The 24261-nt window shown below is 35.5% G+C and carries 21 protein-coding genes, 1 tRNA gene and 2 pseudogenes; 12 read left to right on the forward strand and 12 right to left on the reverse strand.

What is annotated here, in order from left to right:
* The first annotated feature begins 38 nt into the window (after nucleotides 1–38).
* From ALW18_13065 to ALW18_13080, 4 genes are all read left to right on the forward strand, one after another.
* Nucleotides 39–2084 carry a hypothetical protein gene (locus ALW18_13065; GenBank protein AOE53369.1) on the forward strand — a complete coding sequence of 682 codons (2046 nt, stop codon included), beginning with the start codon at nucleotides 39–41 and terminating at the stop codon, nucleotides 2082–2084.
* Between the two features lie 68 nt (nucleotides 2085–2152).
* On the forward strand, nucleotides 2153–3379 hold the full coding sequence (locus ALW18_13070; protein AOE53370.1) for an amino acid dehydrogenase: 1227 nt from the start codon (nucleotides 2153–2155) through the stop codon (nucleotides 3377–3379).
* A 65-nt stretch (nucleotides 3380–3444) separates the two neighbouring features.
* Nucleotides 3445–4659, forward strand: coding sequence for a tetrahydrofolate synthase (locus tag ALW18_13075; protein ID AOE53371.1), 1215 nt, complete (start codon nucleotides 3445–3447; stop codon nucleotides 4657–4659).
* A gap of 218 nt (nucleotides 4660–4877) precedes the next feature.
* Nucleotides 4878–4952 (forward strand) — tRNA-Val (locus ALW18_13080).
* Between the two features lie 98 nt (nucleotides 4953–5050).
* On the opposite strand, the gene ALW18_13085 is transcribed toward ALW18_13080, so the two are convergent.
* Nucleotides 5051–6397, reverse strand: a complete 1347-nt coding sequence (locus ALW18_13085; GenBank protein ID AOE53372.1) for a hypothetical protein — start codon at nucleotides 6395–6397, stop codon at nucleotides 5051–5053.
* A gap of 206 nt (nucleotides 6398–6603) precedes the next feature.
* Here ALW18_13085 and ALW18_13090 point away from each other — a divergent pair.
* Both ALW18_13090 and ALW18_13095 read left to right on the forward strand, forming a co-directional pair.
* Nucleotides 6604–7083: pseudogene (locus tag ALW18_13090) on the forward strand (hypothetical protein).
* A 176-nt stretch (nucleotides 7084–7259) separates the two neighbouring features.
* Nucleotides 7260–8459 carry a sugar transporter gene (locus ALW18_13095; GenBank protein AOE53373.1) on the forward strand — a complete coding sequence of 400 codons (1200 nt, stop codon included), beginning with the start codon at nucleotides 7260–7262 and terminating at the stop codon, nucleotides 8457–8459.
* A 123-nt stretch (nucleotides 8460–8582) separates the two neighbouring features.
* Here ALW18_13095 and ALW18_13100 read toward each other — a convergent pair.
* The 9 genes and pseudogenes from ALW18_13100 to ALW18_13140 all read right to left on the reverse strand — a co-directional run bounded on the left by ALW18_13100 (nucleotide 8583) and on the right by ALW18_13140 (nucleotide 17492).
* Nucleotides 8583–9641 (reverse strand): annotated as a pseudogene (locus ALW18_13100) (hypothetical protein).
* 109 nt (nucleotides 9642–9750) lie between these two features.
* Entirely contained in the window at nucleotides 9751–10215 is a 465-nt protein-coding gene (locus ALW18_13105; GenBank protein AOE53374.1) for a hypothetical protein, read from the reverse strand.
* Between the two features lie 88 nt (nucleotides 10216–10303).
* Nucleotides 10304–11350 (reverse strand): hypothetical protein, encoded by a 1047-nt coding sequence (locus tag ALW18_13110; protein ID AOE53375.1) that lies wholly within the window; start codon nucleotides 11348–11350, stop codon nucleotides 10304–10306.
* 271 nt (nucleotides 11351–11621) lie between these two features.
* The gene (locus ALW18_13115) at nucleotides 11622–12482 is read right to left on the reverse strand and encodes an abortive infection protein (GenBank protein AOE53376.1); all 861 of its coding nucleotides are present in this window, start codon (nucleotides 12480–12482) and stop codon (nucleotides 11622–11624) included.
* Nucleotides 12483–12553: 71 nt separating this feature from the next.
* Nucleotides 12554–13348: a hypothetical protein gene (locus ALW18_13120; GenBank protein ID AOE53377.1), complete on the reverse strand. Its 795-nt coding sequence runs from the start codon at nucleotides 13346–13348 to the stop codon at nucleotides 12554–12556.
* A 65-nt stretch (nucleotides 13349–13413) separates the two neighbouring features.
* The gene (locus ALW18_13125) at nucleotides 13414–14103 is read right to left on the reverse strand and encodes an abortive infection protein (protein AOE53378.1); all 690 of its coding nucleotides are present in this window, start codon (nucleotides 14101–14103) and stop codon (nucleotides 13414–13416) included.
* Nucleotides 14104–14178: 75 nt separating this feature from the next.
* Nucleotides 14179–14739, reverse strand: a complete 561-nt coding sequence (locus ALW18_13130; GenBank protein ID AOE54409.1) for a cyclic nucleotide-binding protein — start codon at nucleotides 14737–14739, stop codon at nucleotides 14179–14181.
* 192 nt (nucleotides 14740–14931) lie between these two features.
* Nucleotides 14932–15678, reverse strand: coding sequence for a response regulator (locus tag ALW18_13135; protein ID AOE53379.1), 747 nt, complete (start codon nucleotides 15676–15678; stop codon nucleotides 14932–14934).
* Nucleotides 15678–17492 carry a regulator of cell autolysis gene (locus ALW18_13140; protein AOE53380.1) on the reverse strand — a complete coding sequence of 605 codons (1815 nt, stop codon included), beginning with the start codon at nucleotides 17490–17492 and terminating at the stop codon, nucleotides 15678–15680. Before ALW18_13140 ends, ALW18_13135 begins: the two co-directional genes overlap by 1 nt.
* A gap of 165 nt (nucleotides 17493–17657) precedes the next feature.
* On the opposite strand from ALW18_13140, the gene ALW18_13145 reads away from it, so the two are divergent.
* From ALW18_13145 to ALW18_13155, 3 genes are all read left to right on the forward strand, one after another.
* A complete protein-coding gene (locus ALW18_13145; GenBank protein AOE53381.1) occupies nucleotides 17658–17876 on the forward strand; it encodes a hypothetical protein in 219 nt (72 codons plus the stop codon).
* A 198-nt stretch (nucleotides 17877–18074) separates the two neighbouring features.
* The gene (locus ALW18_13150; protein AOE53382.1) at nucleotides 18075–19259 is read left to right on the forward strand and encodes a hypothetical protein; all 1185 of its coding nucleotides are present in this window, start codon (nucleotides 18075–18077) and stop codon (nucleotides 19257–19259) included.
* 88 nt (nucleotides 19260–19347) lie between these two features.
* Nucleotides 19348–20589, forward strand: coding sequence for a hypothetical protein (locus tag ALW18_13155; protein ID AOE54410.1), 1242 nt, complete (start codon nucleotides 19348–19350; stop codon nucleotides 20587–20589).
* 253 nt (nucleotides 20590–20842) lie between these two features.
* On the opposite strand, the gene ALW18_13160 is transcribed toward ALW18_13155, so the two are convergent.
* Nucleotides 20843–21454: a hypothetical protein gene (locus ALW18_13160; protein ID AOE53383.1), complete on the reverse strand. Its 612-nt coding sequence runs from the start codon at nucleotides 21452–21454 to the stop codon at nucleotides 20843–20845.
* A 187-nt stretch (nucleotides 21455–21641) separates the two neighbouring features.
* On the opposite strand from ALW18_13160, the gene ALW18_13165 reads away from it, so the two are divergent.
* The 3 genes from ALW18_13165 (at nucleotide 21642) to ALW18_13175 (ending at nucleotide 23245) form a co-directional block, all read left to right on the forward strand.
* A complete protein-coding gene (locus tag ALW18_13165; protein AOE53384.1) occupies nucleotides 21642–22202 on the forward strand; it encodes a hypothetical protein in 561 nt (186 codons plus the stop codon).
* 236 nt (nucleotides 22203–22438) lie between these two features.
* Nucleotides 22439–22648 (forward strand): hypothetical protein, encoded by a 210-nt coding sequence (locus tag ALW18_13170; protein ID AOE53385.1) that lies wholly within the window; start codon nucleotides 22439–22441, stop codon nucleotides 22646–22648.
* 216 nt (nucleotides 22649–22864) lie between these two features.
* The gene (locus tag ALW18_13175; GenBank protein AOE53386.1) at nucleotides 22865–23245 is read left to right on the forward strand and encodes a hypothetical protein; all 381 of its coding nucleotides are present in this window, start codon (nucleotides 22865–22867) and stop codon (nucleotides 23243–23245) included.
* Nucleotides 23246–23297: 52 nt separating this feature from the next.
* On the opposite strand, the gene ALW18_13180 is transcribed toward ALW18_13175, so the two are convergent.
* The gene (locus ALW18_13180; GenBank protein AOE53387.1) at nucleotides 23298–24152 is read right to left on the reverse strand and encodes an esterase; all 855 of its coding nucleotides are present in this window, start codon (nucleotides 24150–24152) and stop codon (nucleotides 23298–23300) included.
* Nucleotides 24153–24261 lie beyond the last annotated feature (109 nt).

A 24261-nucleotide genomic window follows, 5' to 3' on the forward strand; every position in this document is an offset into this window, starting at 1 on the left:
TTGAGGCAGTAGTTATAAAAACTACTGCCTCAAAAATTTTGATACACCGCCATATATTATATCTCATTTCAGGAATACTTCTTCTGTGTGTTTCCTGTAACGATTCTGCAAGTAAACACAATGCAGTAAATAATCGTATTGATAGTCTGATTGTCAAGGCAGAGAATGTAAGCCTGACGGAAAAGCAACGTGAAGAATACACCGATACGATTTCTTCTGAAATTGCAAATAGGCAAAACGATTCGTTAACCAGGTTTTATTTCAGAAAAACTGCTGTTAGTTATTATAATTTAAACCTCTATGATAAGACCTTAGAAGTAAGCAGGAAAATATATAAGCTTGCAAAGAAGGACAAAGATACCCTTAGCATGGCAAAAGGCATGTATTTTTTGGGGACATCTTATTATGGGAAATCTGAAGCTGACAGTGCTTTATATTACTATACGGCTTTGGAAGATCTTTATCAGCAATACAGTAATACCGATCCCAGGGATTTTGGTGAAGCAATTTTATATAAGGCTTATATTTACCATGATGCAGGTGAGTATGTATTGTGTGAAGCCGAAGCTTTTAAAGCTTTAAAAAAATTGCTTATTGGTAACAGCCCTACCGATATTTATAATTGCTATAATCTTATTGCGCTGTCTCTTGACGGACAAAATAATGGTAACGCAGCAGTACGCTATTATAAAATGGGGTTAGATGTGCTTAAAGATTATAAAAAAGAAGGCTATAGCGATACTGATATAGATTTTTTTAAAGCATCCAGCTACAACAATCTTGGTAGCGTTTATACAAAAATGGAACGTTATAATGAAGCTGTTTTAACGTATCAAAGAGCTTTAAAATTTCCTGTAACGAAAGAATCTCCGTTGCTCTATGCTAAACTTATAAATAATTTAGCCTATTCAAAATTCAAATCGGGTAAGCCCGAGGGGCTTCCCGGGCTTTTCTATGAGTCGCTTGCAATACGGGATAGTTTAAATAACGAACAAGGTATCGTGGCCAGTAATGTCAGCCTTGGGGAATATTATCTCCATGAAAAAGATACAGCACAGGCATTGATGTATCTTGAAACTGCTTACGATAAAGCAAAAACTATTAAGAGTAACTACGATATACTAAATAGCCTTAAAATGTTAAGTAATATCGATAAGGTTAATAATGATTACTACATACGCAGGTACATAAAGGTAAGTGACAGCCTTCAGCAAATAGCACAGAATACCAGGAATAAATTTGCAAGGATTGAATATGATACCGACAGGATAATTAACGAAAAGGAAGCACTGGCTAAAAAGAATAACTTTATACTGGGGGTATCGGTAATTGTAGTGCTGTTCATTGCAGCGATATTTGCCATTTACTACTTAAATTCCCGAAATAAAGAGTTGTTGTTGATACAGGAGCAACAAAAAGCGAATGAGGAAATTTACGAGCTGATGTTTGAACAGCAGGGTAAAATTGAAACCGCAAAGACCGAAGAAAAGTCGCGAATAGCGATGGAACTTCATGATGGTATCCTTAATAATATATATGCGGTTAGGCTTAATCTTGAATTTATCAATAAAAAATCTGATGATGAATCGATATTAAAGCGCAAAGAATTTATAAAAGAACTGCAAAATGTTGAGGCTGAAATACGAGGGGTATCTCACGATCTTAGCCGAAATGCTTTGTTTAATCAGGAGCAGAGTTTTGAAAATATACTCGCGTTTATGATTACATCGCAAAAAAATAATTTTAATACCGAGTTTGAGGCAGAAATAAGTAGAGATATTGAGTGGGAGAGTACATCAAATGTTTGTAAAGTAAATGTGTACCGTATCATACAGGAGGCGCTGCAAAATATTAATAAATATTCTCAAGCTGCGTATGCTAAAGTTAGTATATGCAGGGAGGACGAAAATGTGAAGATTTCAATCGTTGATAATGGTGTGGGCTTTGACCCGGAAATGGCAAAAGGCGGTATTGGGATTAAAAATTTAAGAAAGCGTGCTGAAGCACTTAACGGAACATTGCAAATTACCTCTGCGCCAGGTGATGGCACTGTTGTAGATGTCACATTTCCGTTTCAATATTAATAGAAAAAATGCCAAATTCTCAGTTATATGTTTTATATATTTGTGCCGATTTATAAAAACACAAACAAATGAAAGATTTACTAAGTAAATTTGAAAATAAACAACCCGAAATAGTATTTAACTGGAAAGATTCTGAAACGGAAGCCGAAGGGTGGACGGTTATCAACTCGCTTAGAGGTGGTGCTGCAGGTGGAGGAACAAGGATGAGAAAAGGACTGGACATGAACGAGGTACTTTCTTTAGCTAAAACTATGGAGGTTAAATTCTCAGTTTCAGGCCCTGCTATTGGCGGCGCAAAATCCGGAATTAATTTTGACCCTGCAGATCCACGTAAAGAAGGTGTACTTCAAAGATGGTACAAAGCTGTTTCTCCGCTATTAAAAAGCTACTATGGTACCGGTGGTGACCTTAACGTAGATGAAATACACGAGGTTATACCAATGACAGAAGAATGTGGTGTTTGGCATCCGCAGGAAGGTGTGTTTAACGGACATTTTAAACCAACCGAAGCCGATAAAATCAACCGAATTGGCCAGTTACGCCAAGGCGTTGTAAAGGTTATAGAAAACCCTGCATTCTCTCCGGATGTAAACAGAAAATATACCATTGCAGATATGATTACAGGTTACGGTGTTGCCGAAGCTGTTGGTCATTACTATAAAATATATGGTGGTTCTATAGAGGGTAAAAAAGCGATTGTACAGGGCTTTGGAAACGTAGGTTCTGCTGCGGCTTTCTACCTTGCTAAGATGGGGGCTAAAGTTGTAGGTATTATAGACCGCGACGGAGGACTCATCAATAAAGATGGTTTTTCTTTCGAGGAAATTAAAAATCTTTTCCTTAACAAGGATGGTAACAAACTTGTTAGCGATAACATGATTCCGTTTGAAACTATCAATAAGGAAATATGGAGTGTAGGTGCAGAGATATTTGCTCCGTGTGCAGCGTCAAGATTAGTACAAAAAGATCAGGTTGACAGCATGATCGCTGCAGGCCTCGAAGTTATATCTTGTGGTGCTAATGTTCCTTTTGCAGATAAAGAAATTTTCTTTGGACCTATCATGGAAGCTACAGATGCAAAAGTGAGCTTAATTCCTGACTTTATCTCTAACTGTGGTATGGCAAGGGTATTTGCTTACTTTATGGAGAAAAAAGTAGGTATGACAGATGAGGCTGTATTTAGCGATACATCTGAAACTATTGGTAAAGCAATTGCTAACGTTCATGCGCGTAACGCGTATAAAACAAACATTAGCCACACTGCTTTTGAAATTGCATTGAAACAGCTTGTTTAATAAGCAAAAACAATAAATAAAAATATTATTTTTAATGACAGATTAATCTCTGTCATTTTTTTATTATGACATATCAGGAAACAGTACAATGGATGTTTGTTCAGCTGCCGGTATACCAGCTACAGGGCGCATCCGCTTATAAAACAGATTTAACCAATACCCTTTTGCTAACCGAACATTTGGGGCATCCTGAAAGGGAGGTTAAAACAGTACACATTGCCGGTACCAACGGTAAAGGATCGGTATCTAATATGCTGGCTTCAATACTACAGGAAGCAGGATATAAAACAGGGCTTTATACATCGCCACACTTAAAAGATTTCAGGGAACGCATCAAAATTAACGGGCAGGATATACCCGAAGATTTTGTGACAGACTTTATAGCACAGAATAAACCTTTTTTTGAGGCTAACGACCTTAGTTTTTTTGAAATGACAGTGGGGCTTGCTTTCGACTATTTCAGGCAGGAAAAGGTAGATGTGGCTATTATAGAGACAGGTTTGGGTGGAAGGCTCGATTCTACCAATGTTATAACGCCTTTATTGTCGGTAATCACCAATATTGGTATGGATCATACGCAATTTCTGGGCGATACCCTCACGGCAATAGCAGGAGAGAAAGCCGGTATTATCAAATCGGGAATACCGGCGGTAATTGGTGAATATACCGATGAAACAAAACCGGTGTTTGTAGCGAAAGCCAGGGGAGTTAAAACAACTTTATATTTTGCTTCAGATGAGGTTACACAAGATTATCCATCGGACTTAGTTGGAGACTACCAAAAGCAAAACAGAAAAACAGTTTTAAAGTCGGTCGACTTATTAAAGGAGCATTTTACTATCTCTGAAGGAAATATAAAACAAGGATTACTTCATGTTGCCCGTAATACAGGATTTATGGGGAGATGGCAGGAAATACATACCAATCCTACTGCAATTGCAGATACAGCCCATAATAGCCACGGACTTAAAATTGTCATGGCGCAGCTGCAAAAGCAGAAGTTCGAGACGCTACATATTGTTTTGGGTGTGGTTAATGATAAAGACCTGCCGGGAATATTGCCATTATTTCCAAAAGAGGCAGTGTATTATTTTAGTAAGCCGGATGTTCCGCGGGGACTGGATGCTGTTATTTTACAAGAATCGGCTAAAAGCTATGGTTTGAATGGTGAAGTATACCAATCAATTCCTGCTGCTTATGCCGCGGCACTGGCTAATTCAACAGAAAATGATTTTATTTACGTCGGTGGAAGCACGTTTGTTGTGGCGGAAGTACTGTAACGAGAATTATTTATGAAAATATTTTCAAAAAAGTTTAAATCGTAAATGTTCTGTATTTTATTTTGTAACAGAAGGTTATTGATCTCTTAACTGAAAACCGGATTTAAATTCAGAAAATTATTTAATTTTTTTTGGTTTTATGTTTGCAGATATCAAAAAGAGGCCTATATTTGCACCCGTAATAAGGAACTAAATAACGGTTACGAATTGCAGAAATAGGGCGATTAGCTCAGTTGGTTCAGAGCATCTCGTTTACACCGAGAGGGTCGGGGGTTCGAATCCCTCATCGCCCACAGATTAAAAGCTTCAGTGAAAACTGAAGCTTTTTTTATTTCGTATACATAGCTTTACTGGCCAAGTAGGTGAATCGCATAAAATTAAAAAAGGTGCCTTATTTTTTAATCAGCTCTACTTTTTTGATCTCGCCGGTTTTTATGTCTTTTAAAACTATTATGGCAGTATCCGACGTGGGCTTTATATCCATTTTGAATGCTTCACAAGGCTGTATAATTGAATAATCAATTTCTCCAAACTTTATTATTTCATCCCCTTCATTTACTCTGTCATTAAATGCAGAATACAATACTATCCCAACAACAAATTTGTCTTCTTTAAGTATAGGTTGTACGGGCCAGTTCTTTTCTGCAAGATCTATTGCTCCATCTGTGTAAGGATTAAAGTATAGCTGCCTGCCCGGATAATCAATTACAATGTCTCCGTATGTTAGTATTTGGCTGCCTATTCTCGATTTAGTATCGCTGGTAGTTGTGGTTTTAATGTTTTTAAGAGAAACACCTGCGAAGTTTAGTTCGGGTATCAACAGCATATAATGTTCTTTCTGGTCTTCAACACCGTGTATGCCTAGTGTATAGGCTCCAGTAGCTTCATGGAGTATCGTAAAAAGGTTAACTTTTTGAAATGTATTGTACGCAGATAATGACAAATCATATAGCCCAACCATTCCCGAATCGAATAGGAGGGTTTCACTTCCTTCAATATCATTATTTTTTAAGCCAACCCATAAATAGGGGTTACTTTGTATTTTGTCCTTTAATAAATCTGCACCTTTCTTTTTATAGATGCTAAAGTTTTTAAGCTTATCTGTAATACTAAAGGTTTTGTCTTTATATGAAAATTTCACTATACTATTGCGGAGCATATTACTTCCAATAAATCCGTCAATTCCAAGGCATTTAAAAAAAAAGCTATCTTCATCGGCAACAACTGCAGGTATATCTTTAAAGGTAATATCACCTAGCTGAACAGGCGGCAGTGTTGTGAGTTTCATTTTTTGGCTAAGGTTGCTGGAATCGCCAATGTCAATCCCTGTGTCCGATTTTAGCCCCAATTCGTTATATAATTGTTGCGATATTGCACTCATTGCCCCTGTATCTACAATAAAATTATAGGCTTTACCATTTATCACAGCCTGTATTATTACCAAGCCTTTAATATCCTTGTAAGGCACGCTAACATTATAGTTTTTTTGTACAACTTTACCCTTATTAAAAGTTGTAATTTTTTGTGCAACAGATAAATTAAGGCACATAAGTGCAGAGAGTAAATAAAGTAGTTTCATATGTGTAATTAATTGGTTGATATAAACGTTTACATAATCTGTGCCAAAAAAATTAACATTTGCCGAAGTATTAATGTTTCTCTCAGTTCTCAGGTTATAAAAACTATTCTTTTTGTTTTCCAAAATTTTCAGCAACGTATTTATCACAAAATAACTCATCTTACCTTCTGTCGTTTTGAAAAAATAAATTTCAATTGACATAAAGAACATTGACTGTATGTTTATTTTTCGTGTAGTATTATGAAGAAATTAAATAGTTCACTCTCCGGATATTGTGGAGTTTTATGTTTACACACAAATCATCAAAAGTAAAAAAGATATAAATAATTATAAACTGATCAGTTTATAATTATCTTTGCAACGTTATGGGAAGAACTAAGGAATTTGATTACGAGAAAAAATTAGACATTGCGCTGGAACTTTTCTGGACGCAGGGATATCATGTGACTTCTATCACTGACCTGGAGAATCATATGGGAATTAACCGCAGCAGTATTTACCCCACATACGGCGATAAAAGGGCGTTGCTTATTAAATGCTTAACGAAGTATCTGAAATCTAAAGTATCAGAATATGAAGGTATTTTAAATGGTCTTCAATCTGATCCCATTGCTACTTTAAGACAAATATTACGTTTGGCGGTAGATCAGAGCATAAAAGAAGACAGGATATGCCTGGCAGTTAAAATTGCATTTGAAATAGCGCTAACTGATGAAAGTGTCCGACATGTTTTGGTCAATAGTGAGAAAAAGATTGAAGATATCTACTTTCAAACTTTAAAGGCTGGGCAGGAGCAAGGATGTATTAAAGTTGATTTAAATACAAAATTGACAGCCGATTTTCTTGCAGGCTCGTCTAGTGCATTGTTCAAAAATTACGCATTAAATAAAAATAGAAAGACTATTTACGACATGATTGAAACTTTGATCTCCATGATTAAAGCATAATCATGACGCAATCCCTAATGGAATTAAATAACAAATAATATTTTTTTAACCTTTTTTAAACTGATCAGTTTAATATGAATCTAATTGTAAACAAAAGAATAGCGTATATAGGATGTTTGGGCGTTATCGGAATTATAAGTACAGAATTTGGTGTGATTGGCATCCTACCGCAGATAGCGGAATATTATAATATAAATATTGGAACCGCAGGTTATCTGTTGAGCATTTTCGCCCTAACGATTGCTATAACAGGGCCATTTATGGTTTTATATGTCTCAAAATTTGACAAGAAGAAAATTATGATGTATGCGCTTGGACTGTTCTTAGTTTCTAACTTTTTCTCAATTTTCAGTCCCCCTTTCTGGCTGCTGATGATACTCAGGATACTACCCACAATATTACATCCGGCATTCTTTTCAATGGTCATTGCTGCAGCAACAAAAGATGCTTCTCCCCAAATGCAGATGAGGTTAACCAGTATTATAATTGGTGGTATTGTCCTTGCACAGGTTACACTGATTCCGTTCACCACATTTATTGCAAGTATTTACACATGGCAGCTGAGCTATGTTATTCAGGGGGTGGTAATCTTAGCAACATTGATCATAATTTATAAGTTTTTGCCATCCATGCCTAATAGAGAAGTTAAATCTTTTAAAAATCAATTGAGCATACTTACACGGCCTGGATTTATCGCAGGAACCGCTGTAAACCTGTTTTTGATAACTGCCTGGTTTTGCTCATACAGTTATTTTGCAGATTATCTTTCTAAAGCAAAAGGTCTGAGTGTGCAGGAAATCAGCTATATGCTATTGCTATTCGGAGTCATGGGGGTGATTTCTAACTTTGTGGCAGGCCGTTTGTTAGGCAGGTATATGATCTGGACTACTTTATTTTTCCTTACAGGTACATTTCTGGTTCCATTTGCATTTCAATATACTACTGATTCACTACTTAGCGTAGCCATTGTGGTAGGGTTTTGGGGAATTATGTATGGTCCATGTTTCCTTATAGGTGTGGGTTATATGGTATCAGCTGCTCCAGATGCAAAAGAGTTTGCAAATAGTCTGCAAACTTCTTTTGGAAATCTTGGCGTTTCACTTGGCACTGCTACCGGTGGCTGGTTTATTAATCATTACGGGATATCAATTGCGCCGTGGGTTGGTATTGGTTTCGGTGTATTAGCACTTATTATGATTTTCTGGCGAGCCTGGCTGGACAAAGATGTTAGTGAAGTTAATGAAGAAGAAGTACCACTAAAAAAAGCGGTGTAAAATATTATTTTCAAGCATATATTCTCAAAATTTTGTTCTTTTAAATTCAAATATGTTGAGTTTTCAACTGCGAATAAAAACTCCTTAAGAGATTAAGGAGTTTTTTTATACTATCTCATCTATTCAATTTTGAGGCAGTTCTCTCCATGAATAACTTTTCTGTACTATTTTCCATGAACCATTGTACTTAAGTAATAGAAAATAGTCTGTAAAAGTTCTCCAGTTTGGAATTACGATTTCTGCTTTGGCTATTGCTGCATCTTTTTCGATGTCTACCGAAAGGATATTTCCTATTCTATCTGTTTTTTGTCCGGCTTTTATATCCAAAATATATTGTTCACCGGAGCGTATCCACAATGTATCGTTTGCAACCGTATACAAATTAAAGTCTGGATGAAATGCTTTTCGTAACCTTTCAAGTTGTCCATTAGCTGTTCCTTCAATGTAATCCAGCAGGACGGCTGAAATTTGTTCTAAATCGCTTTTGGCATTGCCATTGAGGGTTTTAAAGTTAGCGTTTAAAATTTTTAGTACTTCACTCGCTACTTTGGAAGCAGAAGTTGGATCCTGCCCGGTAACAAATCTGCCATCGACAATATAAAAAGCATCTCCGCCATTTTTAGAATACACAAAATTGCCTTCATTATTTTTAATGGCTGTGTTTATCGCAAAAGGGAAAGTTTTGTAATATTTTGCCTCTTTGTTTTCAAACTCATCAGGATATCCTGTAATTTTTCTTCCCGTATATAGCGATTTTCCGTTATCATCTTTTAAGTAGCTGATGCCTGCTGTTCCGTGGCAAATAGCAGAAACAACACCATTTTTGTTGTAGATAGTCCTAGCAATTTTTTGGATAGTTGCATCTTCTGCTACACCATACATGGCCGCTCCACCGCCACTGTAAAATATTGCAGAATAGTTTTCGGCAATAATTTCAGTAGGTTTTAAAGTATGTTCTAACTTGTCCATGAACCAACCGTTATATAGATATTTTTTTTGCAAACTATCAGATGCATTAATATAACCGATAGGTATTGCACCGCCTTTTGGACTGACAAAGTCGACTGTATATCCTGCTTTTATAAATATGTCATATGGAACAATAATTTCTTCAAAGTGTTTGGCGGCAGGGATATCAGTATTTCCATAAAAATCCTGATTTGAAGTTACAAACAGGATTTTATTTTGCGCACTACTGCCTGAGGGATATAGGCATGTCATGACAATTAGTACAACTGTCAATTTATTCATTACTAAGGATTATGAGGTTGAAATTGGAATAAAACATTTCTTACTCCTTTGGTTTAATAGCTTCTACTTCCACGATTTTATGGGGTGTCCTGGTAGATATCTTATCTACAATAAACCAACCCTTATTCGTTTTCAGGAGATTGAAATAATCGGTGAACAAAAGTTTAGAAGTACTAATTTCTACTTTTGCTACAGCTACGGCATTTGTAATATCTATAAATACAACACGCCCTGACCAGTTACTGGATCTGGCATTTGGAGATTTATATCCTGAAAGATATTGGGATTTGGTTACAATATTAAATTTGTCGTCAGCAATATATTTTAATTGCCAGGAGTCATGAAATGACATACCTACTTTAACTGAATCTCCGGTAGCTTGCCCATCTAAATACAGGCTAAGCTTTTTTTGAATCATCAGCCAGTCATTTATAGTATCGTTTACCTGGGCATTTGCATTAACAAACAAGAAACTAACCGAAATAAATAAAAGCACTTTTCTCATTTTAATTTTTTAAAACATTAATAATGAGAGCAAATATCTGCGGTATGGCTATTTAAAAGGTTTTAAATTATAAAGTAGAACTCTTAATTTATAATATCGGACCGGCATTTTCATACGATCGTTGGTATTCGGAAGGGGTTAATCCGGTTATTTTTTTAAAAGCAGTGAAGAAGGTTGATTTGGAACTGAAACCGCTATCATAACCTAAACTTTCCAGCGTCAGGTTTTTTTCAGTTTCTATTAATTTTTTCGCTTTTTCAATTCTGTATTCCTTTATAAGGTTCGAAAAAGACTTACCTAAAATTTCATTTACATACTGGGACAATAAGTGCTTTGTAACTTTTAATTCTTTAGCGGCTTCTTCCAGGCTGAAATCAGGATTAAGATAGAGTTCTTTTTCGGTTATTATCGATAGTTTTTGACCTATCAAATTCAGTTTTTCGGCGTCTAATTCTTTGTTTTTGTATTTTGGCTTTTCTTCAAAAAAAGTGGTTTCGCGGCTACTTCTAAAAATCAAAAGTAAAACTATCAGGTACAATATAAATGTAAATGATAACGCCCCAACGATGTAAGACGTGTAAGCAGCTGTAGTATACGCCAACCATATAATCGCAACACCTACATAGATGCTAAAAAACCAAATATCTGTTTTCTTTACGTTTTCCTTCTGTCTGAAATTTCGAATGATTGGCAGAATGTATTTTAAGGATAGAACAATATATACAAACCATTGAAAATATATTGCGTTTACAATCCAGCAGCTCCACGTTTCCCTATGTTCAATGTAAGGGTAAAATAATCCCAGTAGAGTTATTCCTAACAGATAGGGTAGAACATGCTTTAGCCAATTTGGTTTTTCATCTTCGGTATATGATGTTAGGTATAAAAATAGAAACGGACCAATTAAAATACATGCAGATAGTCCGATTTGAATGAAGATATTAGATAGCTGAGGATTGAAGTGAAAAAATACCGACTTAATAATTCTGATACTCAAAACAAGTAGCAACAGTGCTAAAAAGTAATTTGAAAAAAACTTCTTTTTAGCATTTACAGCAAAGTACAGCGAAAGTATAAAACCATTGAAAGCGCCCAAGGCACTAATAAAGAAAAGTAACTGGTTTGATTCCATCATTAATTTCGCTAATAGATAGTTGTTATAGTAGTTATCGACTTCCGCAACAACTCAACTTCCTGTTGATTTGTACGACTGTTATTCCCTTCATTCGAATATACGAAATATTTTTACTACAAAATCGATCTCATTTATTCCAATGATGGGTGAAAAGAACGTTACAGGTTTGATACCCACCAATCAAAAAATATAAAAACCTCCAAAACAAAATGACTTGGAAGTTTCCTTAAGCTGATAAGCAAAATCAATTTCTAAAATTGGATTATTCAAATTAGGATTTCCAGGATGGATCTACTATTTGGCTCTTTCTTTTACTTAAAATTAATAATATGGTAGCTCCCAGAAGACAGAATAATGTAGCCTGGATTGAACCTTCGGGGCCAAATTGTCCTCCTGTAATCAATTCTGATCCTTGTATTCTGGCCTCGAATAAACTGCTTGTTTTCTCATTCCCGGATGTTATAGCTCCAAAAATTCCCGATTGTGTAAAGTTCCATGCAAGATGTAACGCAATTGGGAGCCATAAATTACGATTATAAATAAAAGCGGCACCCAATAAAAATCCGGCTGAAGTTATACATAATCCCGAAAGAAAGCTGGCGTGTGGATTTGCCACATGCAGTACGCCAAATATCAGCGAAGAAATAAGGAGCGAAATATAGCTTCCAAGCCTTTGTTCTATAATTCTAAATATAATGCCCCTTACTAATATCTCTTCGATAATGGCAACAGTAAACATAATAGAAAACGGAATTACTAAAGATGAAACGGGGTTTACAGCTACGATGCTATAGTTTCCGTTGAGGTACATTACCAAAACGGTTAACGATAATAAAGCAAAGCCAATAAAGGTTCCGATTATGAAATTTCCTGCAAGTCCTTTTGCAGAAAATTCTGTTATAGCTCTTTTTTCATACTTTTTAAAAAAGAAAATATAACTGATGATTGCTAATGAAGAGACAAATAGCCCTTTTAATAGATTTCTAAGGCTTTTATCCAAGGGAGTTAATGATAATAATTTTGAAGCGATTTGCTGCCCAATGACAACAACTGCCATAAAAACAAGCAGAGCAAGAACGATCTTTGTTACGGGTGAATTAAATATTTTTTGTTTTGTAGTTAAGGTTTCCATTGATGGTTCAAGTATTAATTTACGCAAATGTAAATCGCCCTGAAAACAAAAAATAGAATGAAATTTGCCTCTTATAATTTTTGAAAATGTTTGGGTAAAAATCCGGTTTGGTTTTTAAAAGTCCTGATAAAATGGCTTTGATCTGCGAATCCACATTCAAGACTGATTTCAGTTAAGCTATTCTGGTTAGATTGAATTAAAGAAAGCGAACGGTTTATTTTAATACGGCGTAGGTACTCGCCCAAAGTACAGCCAAAATATTTGGGGAAATGTTTTGATATCGTAATGGGATTTAAATTTAAAACCTGCGATAAATCATGTAAACTTGGATTCATATTCCAGGAATCATTCAATAATTCGTTTAAACTTTTTACCCAATACGGACTTTTCTCAAACCGGTCCAAATGAGAAGTACTGTATAGTTGGGTAAATAACATTGTAATGGTATCGTTCGAGAAAGCGTCGGCAACTAAACTTTCCTTAAAAATTTTTAGAATTAAGAACTTTGTTAAAGTAGTATTCCGGATGGAATTTTCAATGATCGCCTCACTAATTTGCAGTTCTTTCAACAGGTTCTCTTCAATTTCAATATTGATATTTTTAGAAGGGAAAAGCGTGTCTTCATTTAAATGTAATTCATCACTGTGATAAAATAGTAGGGAGCCAGGTCCTACAACAGTATTTGACTTTTTTCTTTTTTCAGACGTTCCGCCTTTTAGAAAAAGAGTGATGTGAGCATTATTATGCGAATGCCAACCTTCGTAAACCTTGGTTTTATATTCAGTTTCAACTACCGAAATTCCTTGTGAGGTGTTAAAAATGCTTTTAGTATTACCTAGATATTTATCTTTTTGCAGTTCGTACATTTATGAAATATTAAGTGCAATTTCAGGAGCCAAATTACATATTTTACAATGACAGTTGATATCTATTAGTTGATATTATTTAGATTAGTTTTCAACTGTTTTTTCCTAACGATTAAAGAAATTACCCATATTGACAATAGTGTTGAAAGTAGTATCATTCTGGTGCTATTCATTTCCGGGAAAAAGTTATTTAGGGAATGAAATGCCGATACTGCAAGTAACGAATGTGTGCTGTCTGCAATTTTTCCAATACCCCAGCTTCCTAATACTAAAATTCCGAAAAACATCAGGTTTGAAGATGTCATCTCAAAGTTAAGATGCCATATAAACCACAATGTTGCAACGATTAAAATATTAAAAAATGGAGTCAGGGATTTGAGTTCCTGCTGCAAAAATCCTCTCCAGCCTATTTCTTCCAATAGGCCATAAATTAAAATGGCTGAAACTGCAACAAATGAAACTGTTCCTTTAGCCAAATATTCTACACCTACTATTAATGCAATAGGCAGCCCCCAATACAAAAAGGCAGGAATGCTTATCGTGTTATAGTTTCCTTTTAAAGAAAGCTGAGGTTTTATTTTGAACAATGAAAAGGCAACAAGTGCGCCTATAGCAGGGCCGGCAGCCTGAAGAACTATTTTTAAAAACGTGTTAGATACCCCATCTAAAATTGGAGTCTTATTTGTTAGGTAGCGTAATGAAATTGCAATGATATAAAACGTTAGTACTGCGAGATAATTAACCTTGGCTTTCATAGATTTTGTTTTAATTATACCCCAAAATTATAGATTCGAATTCTTTAAAAAATTGACGATGGGTAAGAAGTGAAATTATCGTGAGATTTTTTTTCGAATACGGCTAAGGCTTTCTGCAGTAATGCCAAGGTAGGATGCAATTATTTTTAACGGTGTTCTCTGCACAATTTCCGGGCGCTCTTTTATAAGTTTCAAGTAACGTTCTGTAGGCGATAGTGTCAACAGGTTTATTTGTTCAGATTGCTTCCGGATAAACATGGCTTCTGAAATCGCTTTGCCGATTAAAAAGCTTTTCGATGATCGTGAGTACAAATTATATAAGTCGTCATGCCTAATTGACCAGACTATTGAGTCTTCCAGGCATTCGGTTTTGATAACCGTTGGAGATTGTGTAAGAAATGAAAGGTAGTCACTGAAAATCTGGTTTTCGTAGTAGAGGTTAATACAGATATCCTTTTCATTAGCTAACACAAAATGTGCAACTGAACCGGAAATTAAAGTATTGATGTATTTTTCGGTTTTATTATAGTCTTTAATTATTTCATTTTTAACGAAAGACCGCGCTTTAACCTGCTTTGTAAATTCTATCCATAAATCTAAATCTGCCTTATAATATTGGTCAAATACTTCCTTTATTTTTTCGGGTGTAGGTTCTTCCATGCAATTGCTTCAATCCACCCGGTTTGGGTTGGCGTTATAAGATAAATTAATTTCACTCTTGCGAATATACCAAAATGCATATAGTAATTTCTATAAGCCCAGTGATAAATGCATACTGTTGAAAAACCTGCGGATTCTGGATTTAGTCCCGGTATAAATTATAAGGGATTATTTAAAATTCTTTAAGAAATCTTCTTTGTAAGTAGGAGATATTTCAACTTCGGCACCATCTTCTAAAGTTATATATCCGCCTTTATTGTAAAGCTTAACAAAGTTGAGATTTACAATGTGCGATTTGTGAACCCTTAAAAAAGGAAGCGGTAACATCTCTGAAAAATGTTTCAGAAAACGGCATGCCATTTTTTTAGAGCCATTGGTAAGGTAAAGATCGGTAAAATTGCCATTGCCTTTCAGGCGGACGATCTCTTCCATTTTTACAATTTCAAAACCTTCCATGGTAGGTAATATAACCTGTTGTTTTTCGGCTTTAGGTTCCCTGAAGTTTTCTACGATCACCTTATTGCGATTAAACAGTTCCTTATTCATTACCTGTTCATGCACCTTATTAACTGCAACAATAAGTTCTTCTATACTAATTGGCTTAAGCAGGTAATAAGCCGCGCTTCTGTTTAATGCCTTAAGCGAATATTCAGAAAAAGCAGTAACAAAAATGGTTTCAAAACTAAGGGTGCTGCAAGCTTCAAGCACGTCGAAAGCATTGCCAAATGGCATTTCGACATCCAGAAAAACAAGCTGAGGTTCAAGTTCATGCAATAGGGGAATAGCTTCCCTGCTGTTTTGTGCCTCACCAACAATCTCTACCTGCGGGCAATATTTGGTAAGGTAGCTGCGCAATACTTCCCTGGCAGCAGTTTCATCTTCTACAATTACGCTTCTTATTTTTGTAAAACTCATTATGGTTTGGTTATTATAGGGAATGTAATATAAACAATAGTTCCGGTTTCAGGGCTCTTCTTTTCGGTTACAGCAAAACTCATTTTAGTTTTGTACAACTCGTTTAATAAGGTCATACGTTCTTTAGTGTTCGTTAGCCCGCGTGAATTATGTACCTTTTGGTTGTGCGTTTTAAGTTCGCTGCTTTTGGTTGGGCCAATACCATCGTCGTCAACGGTGATTAGTATTTTCTTGCCATCAAGAGTAACATTCATTTTAAGCAATCCTTTGCCTTCTTTATAGCGAAGTCCGTGCCAGATAGCATTCTCCAAATGTGGCTGAACAATCATATTGGGAACCCAGATGGTTTCATTATCCAGCTTCTCATCAACATTGACTTCAAAATCGAATTTGTCTTTAAATCGCAGGTGTTCCAGTTCAAGGTATTTCGTGAGGTTTTCAATCTCGTTGCCTAATGTAACAAAATCCTTATTGGAATTTTCCATCGTATTACGCATCAGGTTAGAGTAGGACGTAAGATATTTGTTTGCTTCAAGTTCGTTGTTTTGGGCTATAAACTGGTTAACACTATTAAGGCTGTTAAACAAAAAATGTGGGTTCATTTCGCGTCTTAAGGACTGAAGTGCAATTTCTTTGTTCTTGGTTTTTATAGAATATAAGGTCTTAACGATGAAACCAAAGAATAACAATAACAATATCATGGCACCTAATAAAAAGTAGTTGAAAGTGTTTTTACGGCTGATAAGCTCATCCTTAAACATCTTTTCATTTTCCAGGTTTCGTATTCTTTCTTCGGTTACCTTAAATGTTTTAGCGTCGGTCAGTGAATTGTCAGATAAAATTATGCGATCAAGATTCTTAAGAAATTCCTCGTTCAGTTCCATAATTGCTTTTTCGTCGCCGGTAGTTTTATAATATTCGATAAGCAGTATAATGCTTTCGCGGGCAGCAAAAGTTTGTCCGTTGGCAGACGCGATCGTATACGATTCTTTTAAAGCATTTACAGCATCGGCATCGTCACCCATATTAAAATAGATAGAAGCGATATATTGCAGTTGCGCTACTTCTGTTTCGTAGTCTTTTATTTTTTTGACCTTTTCCAGCAATTCTTTTACTACTTCAACCGCCTCGGGATAGCGCTTTGCCGAGACATGCAGCTTTGCAATTTCATTATATATATTTATTGCTTTGCCGGGAATGTTTTTGGTGTACGGCAGTGCCAGCTGGTATTTTTCCAGTGCGTTGGTACTGTCGCTTTTTTTAAGGCTCAGTTCTGCCTGCTGAATATAGGTGTCTGCTATTTCACCTTTTTTGTCATTTTTATTAAGCAACGCTATATTAGCATTTAAGTACTTATCTTCAAGTTCGGCATTTCCCGCGTTCTTCAGGCGGTTGTAATCATTGGAGTTTAATGTTTTAGACGTTTTGTCTGTAGCTGTTAACTCAGCAGTCTTATAATTCTTAGCGGCGGCGCGTAGCTTGTTTTGCGATTCCTGTACTTTAGCAATATTCCTGATCAACCGGGCTCTTGCCGAAATGTTTTTTGCAGCAGTATAAATTTCAAGTGCTTTAAATAAGTTTTCTTCGGCCTTTGCAAAATCATCCTTATCTATAAATCCCTGTGCTAAAAGTTCGTAGTTGTATGCAATTTTAGAATTGTCATTTTCAAGTAATGATCTTTCCAGGTTTGTGGCTGCTTTTTTTAATTCGGCCGGTGCCTCCTTCTTTTTAGGAGCTGTTTCCTGTGCTTTTAATTCTGCAGGAATTTGAAGCAATAGTAACAATATAGGTAGTATAGCTGTGAAGCTGCGCATCGTAATAGTATTAGTAATGTAAAGGTAATTTAAATTTACACCGTTTTCCTATTGCTTTTACCAAGTGAAAAGCTCGTTTCACCATTTCTCTAAAAAACAGGTTGCATTATGAAATACATTTGTCTCAGATATAAATCGAAAAAAATAATCTTTAAAAATAACATCATGAAAAAAGTAATCGTATTAAGCGCTGTATTATTTGCTGCAACTCTAACTCTAACAAGCTGTGGTGACAAAAAAGCTGAAGAAGCTGCAACTGAAACTACAACTACTGTTGATTCAACTGTAGTAACTGAGCCTGTAGCTGATACTGCTGCACCAGCTGCAACTGATTCAGTAACAACTACTGAAGTTAAGACTGAAACTTCTACAGAAGTAAAATAATTATCTTAGGATTAATTGACTCAGAGCCCCCGCTACAGCGGGGGCTTTGTTGTTTTTAGTAGATTCAATATTTTATGATCAGTATTTTAGTCTTTAAATAGCATACTGCGTTACACGAATTTGTGTAAACTTTAACTTACTGCTTTAAGTAATACCGCTACTTTTGATTTATAACTAAGAGAGAAAATACTTTCAATTATGCTTAAATCTACTTTTATGAAAAAAGGTATCGTACTTGTGCTATTTGCGTGCTTAAACTTTACGCTAAGCTCGTGTCAGGAAAAAGAAACATACTGGGTGGTTGACGGGCTTACTAAGGAAAACGGAGAGCCTATGACCGGAATTACACTTGGCTATATGGAAGCTTTGGCAAGCAGGCAATATCATATTTATAAAAATGGCGATGAGCTTGAATTTATGTACCCTGTTGCTAAAAAGGTAAAAACAGATGACCTGAAATCATTAACTGATAGCAGATTGTTAGAAACGGGGCAGCTCGTCGATAGCGTTTATGCGGTGAAGGTATCGGGAAATAAGCTGAGTATTAAATTCACCTATATAGGAACGGCGCAGGATGATAAAAGATTTTCACTGAATTTTGTGCAGCTCGATAAAGATAAATTTTACAGTGAGTTGAAAAACGTACAGAATGAGCGTAAAAAGATTACCGATAAAATTAAAAAGGTTGAAGTTTCTAAGCTCGACCTTACCATTCCTAAACCAGCTTATTTTAATAAAGAAGATTTAACAGCCTTGAGCCCCATGCAAGGTATTGATCTTTTTCTGGGGGTAAAGAGTGATGAGATGCAGCCTACTGTACAAAGCTTTACTGTAGAATTAGACGAAAATAAAAAGAAAGCTGAATTTTCGAAACTAGGTGTTGACATTCCGGCAAAACAAAATTACGCAGCAAAATTTGATGGAGTAGATTTTAACGGACTTGAATTTGTTACTTCAGCCGAAAATAAAACACAGGCTATTAAGCTAAAAAGGGACGATCTGGATAAAAAATACATCGTTCAGCTATTTCACACGATAGACAAATCTCAGCCTAATGCAGCTATAAATTATATTGGTTTGCCAGATGTATATCAGGGAGAAATGATGCCTATTAGCAATTCTATCTCGGTTTCATGGAAGGCAAAAGATAAAATGGTTAAGTTAATCGTAGATATCCCTAAAGAACTCTACGAAAAGGAAACGGATATAAAGGTGTTTGTTCCCGAAAACGGAACAGCGGCCGATATTAAAAAGGTATTCCTGCATTATGTCAATTTACTGAACAAACCCAAAGTAAGTGTGGTTGTTATATCAACTGATTTTGAAAGCGACCTGTTTTATGACAGAGGATCACGATCAGATATGGGAGATTATCTTAAATAATTTCATTTCTGATAGAGCAGCAATTTTATAAATTCACCTAACATCTATAAATCCTTAAATTATGAAGTTTAATTTTTTTGATAAACAAATAAAAGCTAAAGATTTAAAAAAAGAATGGAATGAGCTCGGGGAGAAGTATACTTCTGCTGTAAATGATATGGTTGACTATGGAGAAATTCACGGATGGGACAATTGGGAAGGTGAGGAGCCGGAAGATAAACGGGACCATTTGGCAGATGAAATAGTTGTGCTGTTGAGAAAAGCCAATAGTACTAATACTGTAAATGAATTTAGAAATGATTTCCCGCCCGCACATGGACCATTAATAAAGTATTTTGAAGAAAAAGCACAGAGTATAGAGCATTTACACTTTATAGAAAACGAAAAAATTATCTTTCTTACCGGCACGGCCTATCAAAAGAGGCGGGCTTATATGCTTAATGGAAATGAAGTAATTGAACTGGATTCTGCAATTAATGCTGTAGGGAAATCAAAACGTAATGAAGTTTTTGCAATTCTAACGGATAAGGAGGTTATTACTACCAAAGGGTGGGAAGGAGATATAATTGCAAAATTTTCGCTACAGCAGACAGCTGATCTTGGTGTAACCGAACTTATACCATTTAATGATGGTGAAAGAGTTCTGCTTACAACTTCTGAAGGGATCTTTATTATTTCTAAAGATAATGAAAAACGTATTCATCCCGTTTTAGATACTGATGCAGAAGAATCCGATTCTTATATCGATATGGAGAATGCGACCTTATCTAATGATAATAAATTTATAGTTGTTGGCGATCAATGTTCTGTACACAGGGTGCTGGATTCATCAGGTGTTGAAATAGGAAGTATCGGGCAACAATCAGAATATCCGTATTTCTGTCTTTTTTCGAAAAATGATGAACAATTGATAACGAATAGCTGTCATTTTTATAACGGTGTAACTATAGGGGTTGAAACATCTAAGCTGAATGGGATTTTTGTAGAGGAATATAAGGAGAGTAATCAATATATAACTATTGATGAAAGCATGAGAGTCTATGCGGGAGTTGCTGCAAATGGCTATTATATACTCGGAGATGCATACGGATACATCAAGGCATTTGGTGCAGAAGGGAAATGCCTGTGGCGTCATTTTTTGGGGTCAACTATCAGTGGAATGACAATTTCTGAAGATGGCAAGATTCTTTGGGTGGGAAGTTCGTCAGGAATGCTTCATAAGCTTAAACTAGGAAAGGGACACAGAGACAAACATACTGTTGGTAACGGTAACCATTATGAAGAATTTCGCCTTATCTTATGGAAGGAAGAGAATGTAATGCTATGGTAGATATTAAAAATGCAGATGTTATAAATTTCTGGACTTAATTTCTTTTTTCAGCGCATTCCAATTACCAATGCTTGCAATAAGCACAGGCATTAAGGTTATAGGTAAAATTGACAAGGGCGTAAATCCGTTGCGGTATGTTAGATATATCGTAATCAAAAACAAAAGGAATAATCCGCCTAAAAATAAAAGCGTAATTGCTTTAACCTTCTTCTCATTTTGAATTAATTGCTCATTAGTTTGATCGGCTAATTTGTTATTTTTCGTCATTCTTTTTTTGTTTAAGTATTTCCAGGTTGTTGATTGTTCCTACAGGCGCTATTTTGACATTCTTGTTTCCTCGTGAAACATAAAAGCAATAGGAACTGTTTATACCAATGATATGAATATTCTCAGGGGCGCCGGAATTGAAAATTGCCTTATGGTGATAGTGCAACTCATTGTTGTTTATTTTCTTTACTATCTCTCTTCCTCTTCCCAGGCCCATTCCTATAAATATAGCTAATAGTTCAAAAGCAACAAATAAAATAAAGACGGGTAAAAGGGCCTTTTGTATATCTCTTTTACTGGTTTCGTCGCTAAATCTATTCTCCCCCAAAACTTTCTTCGCCCATTTTGTATGACTGTTCTGAACTAAGATTGTCTGAATAATAAAGAAAACTATGATTACAACAACTGTGATAATTATTAGTATGGGATTTGATGTCATGTCTGATATCGGACTGATCAGAATATCTGTAATGGAAGAGTAGTCAACAATATTAATTCCCAACGGATAATATAAAAGACTTTCCTTCAATAGCCCTAAAAGAATCAGGTATAAATAACCCAGTGGGAGCAGCCCCTGAATTTTCTCTAAATATTTCATTTCACGAATATATTATTTTTATCCAATTTTTCCTATTTGTTGTGTTTTTAGGTTATTTAGAATGTGAGTGTTATAGAAATATAAATTAAAGAGTTTTACTGAGATGTATATAGGTGTTTTCGTAACGGTATAGTAAGTAATAAGTATTAATCATACATTTGTGTATATTGATATTACAGCTAACGATATGGATTTTGATAAATTTATTTTCTGCCTGGAGGGTGTTGAAGATGTTGAGGTAGAAAGCACCAGCGAAGTACTTAAAAATCTGGAACAACTGGCATTTGACGAAGGAATTGACAGCATTTATAAAACCTGCGATACTATAGAAGGCCTGGAAGAGAGTTTAAGCGCGTTGCTTTATGAGGATGAAAATTTCCCTAATTACGAAATTATCTATCTTATAATGCGCGGTGAACCCAATACTATTTGCCTTAATGGTTACTATTACAGCCTTGAAGAAATAGCAGAACTTTTTGAAGGTAAACTAAAGGGTAAGATACTTCACTTTGCCAACGCAAAGATATTAGACCTTACAGAGGAGGAAGCCCAATATTTTCTAGATGTTACAGGTGCAAAAGCAATATCGGGCTATGGTGAGAAGTTTAGCAGCTTAACGAGCACAGGACTCGATAAAGCTTTCTTTAGCCTGTTTCAGGAAGATGACGATGTAACGGGTATAGTGGAAGAATTGCACCAAAAGCACTATGCACTTTGCAAGCTCCTTGATTTTAGATTGTACTACTAAAAACAGATTATTCAAATAATATGGCAAAGCTTTAGTGAAAACTAAAGCTTTTTGTTTGTGTATGTTACGTAAGTGGGTAGTCATTGTTAAGTCTTTGCGGAAATGCTAAAGTTTTATTAAGGCTTATCCTCATAAAAAAGTTTCTAATTACTTTTATGAAAGAAGGATGAAAGTTGTCTGAATAACAGCAATAAAAGGCCTTGAAGTAATTATTGATAACCTAAAATACTATAGCCATGCACATCACTATTTTTAGAACGTTGTACAAACACGTTATCGACCACGACCTAATTGAGCGTATGTTAAAAAGAAATAATCTTTCATTTGAAAGAACAACTTACGAGCAGGGAGCGCGTTACAAAATTCTTGCTGAAACAGAACAGGCTCTGAATATTTTCAAAAAAAGACTAAGAGAAATTTATCCTCAGATTCCACTAAGTGCATAAGTTTAAAATGTCTGTATTTGTACTGTATCCCTATTTTTCTGATTAGAAAATATATACAGATATAGTACGCACCGGGAATTCATTTTCTTAATAAGTATTGCTGCAAGGCTGCTTATACAGGCTAATATTTGTGTAGTTTTGAAGTGTTGAACGATGAAGAGAGATACAGGGGAGTAGCGCTTCAGGATATGATTTTCGGATAATTTTTTTTGAACTATGGGGGTGTTTGTAATTAGCAAACGATATAACGGTGACTATAAATTTGTATTTACATCTAGAAAAGGTAAAACTATTTTTACCAGTATTAGCTGTAAGCAAAAATCAGATTGTGAGCTTATGATAGCCGCGATCAGGGATAATATAGAACTGTTTGCGTTTACTAAAAACAGTACCGCTTCGGGTAAATATTTCTTCAGGCTGTCTAAAGGTGGGCTTGTATTGGCTACCAGCCGTAAATATTCTACCGAACTTAGTCTGAAAAAAGGTATTAACGAGATATTGAAATATGTTTCCAGATCAGAGACATTGGATTTTGCGGATAATCCTTTTGTATTCCCGGACGAGGCCGATGTTTTCGAAAACAATATGGCGAGCTAATTTGCCTGCTGATTATAAAATAAAAAATGCCTCAGAAAAACTGAGGCATTTTTTATTGCTTTTTATCACGAGTATATAAAAACCGTAACGCGTTAGCTATTGCCTGGTGCGAAATGGTAGCATGATCTTCGTGCGGCAAATAATCAAAATATACATTTGCGGCTTTACTTTTAGTACCCTTTAATTTATCTGCGAGTATATTAGCGTCTACTTCCATAACGCGTGGTATTTTAGTAGGTGCAAGTCCTTCCTTTCCAACCCCAATGTAAATGGAGGTTTTACGAGTAGAATTGCTCTCTAATATGTCTGAATTTAGGTTTAGTATTGATCCGTTATCCCACCACAGGCTAGGACTTATGATTATATATCTATTAAAAAGCTGCGGCTTTTTCAGGATAATCTCAGTAGCTAACAAGCCTCCTAATGATTGGCCAATGATAGTTTTATCGTTGTTCGCTTTATAGTTTTTCTCAATAAAAGGCTGTAGTTCTTTTTCTATAAATGCAATGAATGATTCTGAATGTCCTGTTGTTGGATACTTTTCCTTGTCTTCTTTAACAGAGGTTGGGTAAGTATAATCCCTTTTTCTATCTACAGTAGCGATACCTACTACTATAGACTTCGGCACCCGATCTACCCATTCAAAACTATTAAATTGATAAAGTCCTGCGACGTGAATAAAATCTTCATTGGCAGATCCGTCAAGAAGGTAGACAATAGGATATTTTAATGTGTCATTTTTTGAATATCCTTCGGGCAGGTAAATATTTAAAATCCTCTTTTCTTTGAGTTCTTTCGAGTAGAGTTCCTCAACAACTCCCATAACAAAGGGCTTACTGTTTTTAGACTGTGAGTAGCTATAAATTGAAAAAAAAAACGTTATGCTTACTAGGATTGCTGCTTTCATTGAAATATATTCTTCTATTGATGATTGCAAATGTACTCTTCTGATACGAATTATTGGATGAGTATACAGGTACAATTGTCGGGGTTATAAAATAAAAATGCTCCGGTGA

It is taken from the genome of Flavobacterium psychrophilum (assembly GCA_001708385.1).
Classification (GTDB): Bacteria; Bacteroidota; Bacteroidia; order Flavobacteriales; family Flavobacteriaceae; genus Flavobacterium; species Flavobacterium psychrophilum_A.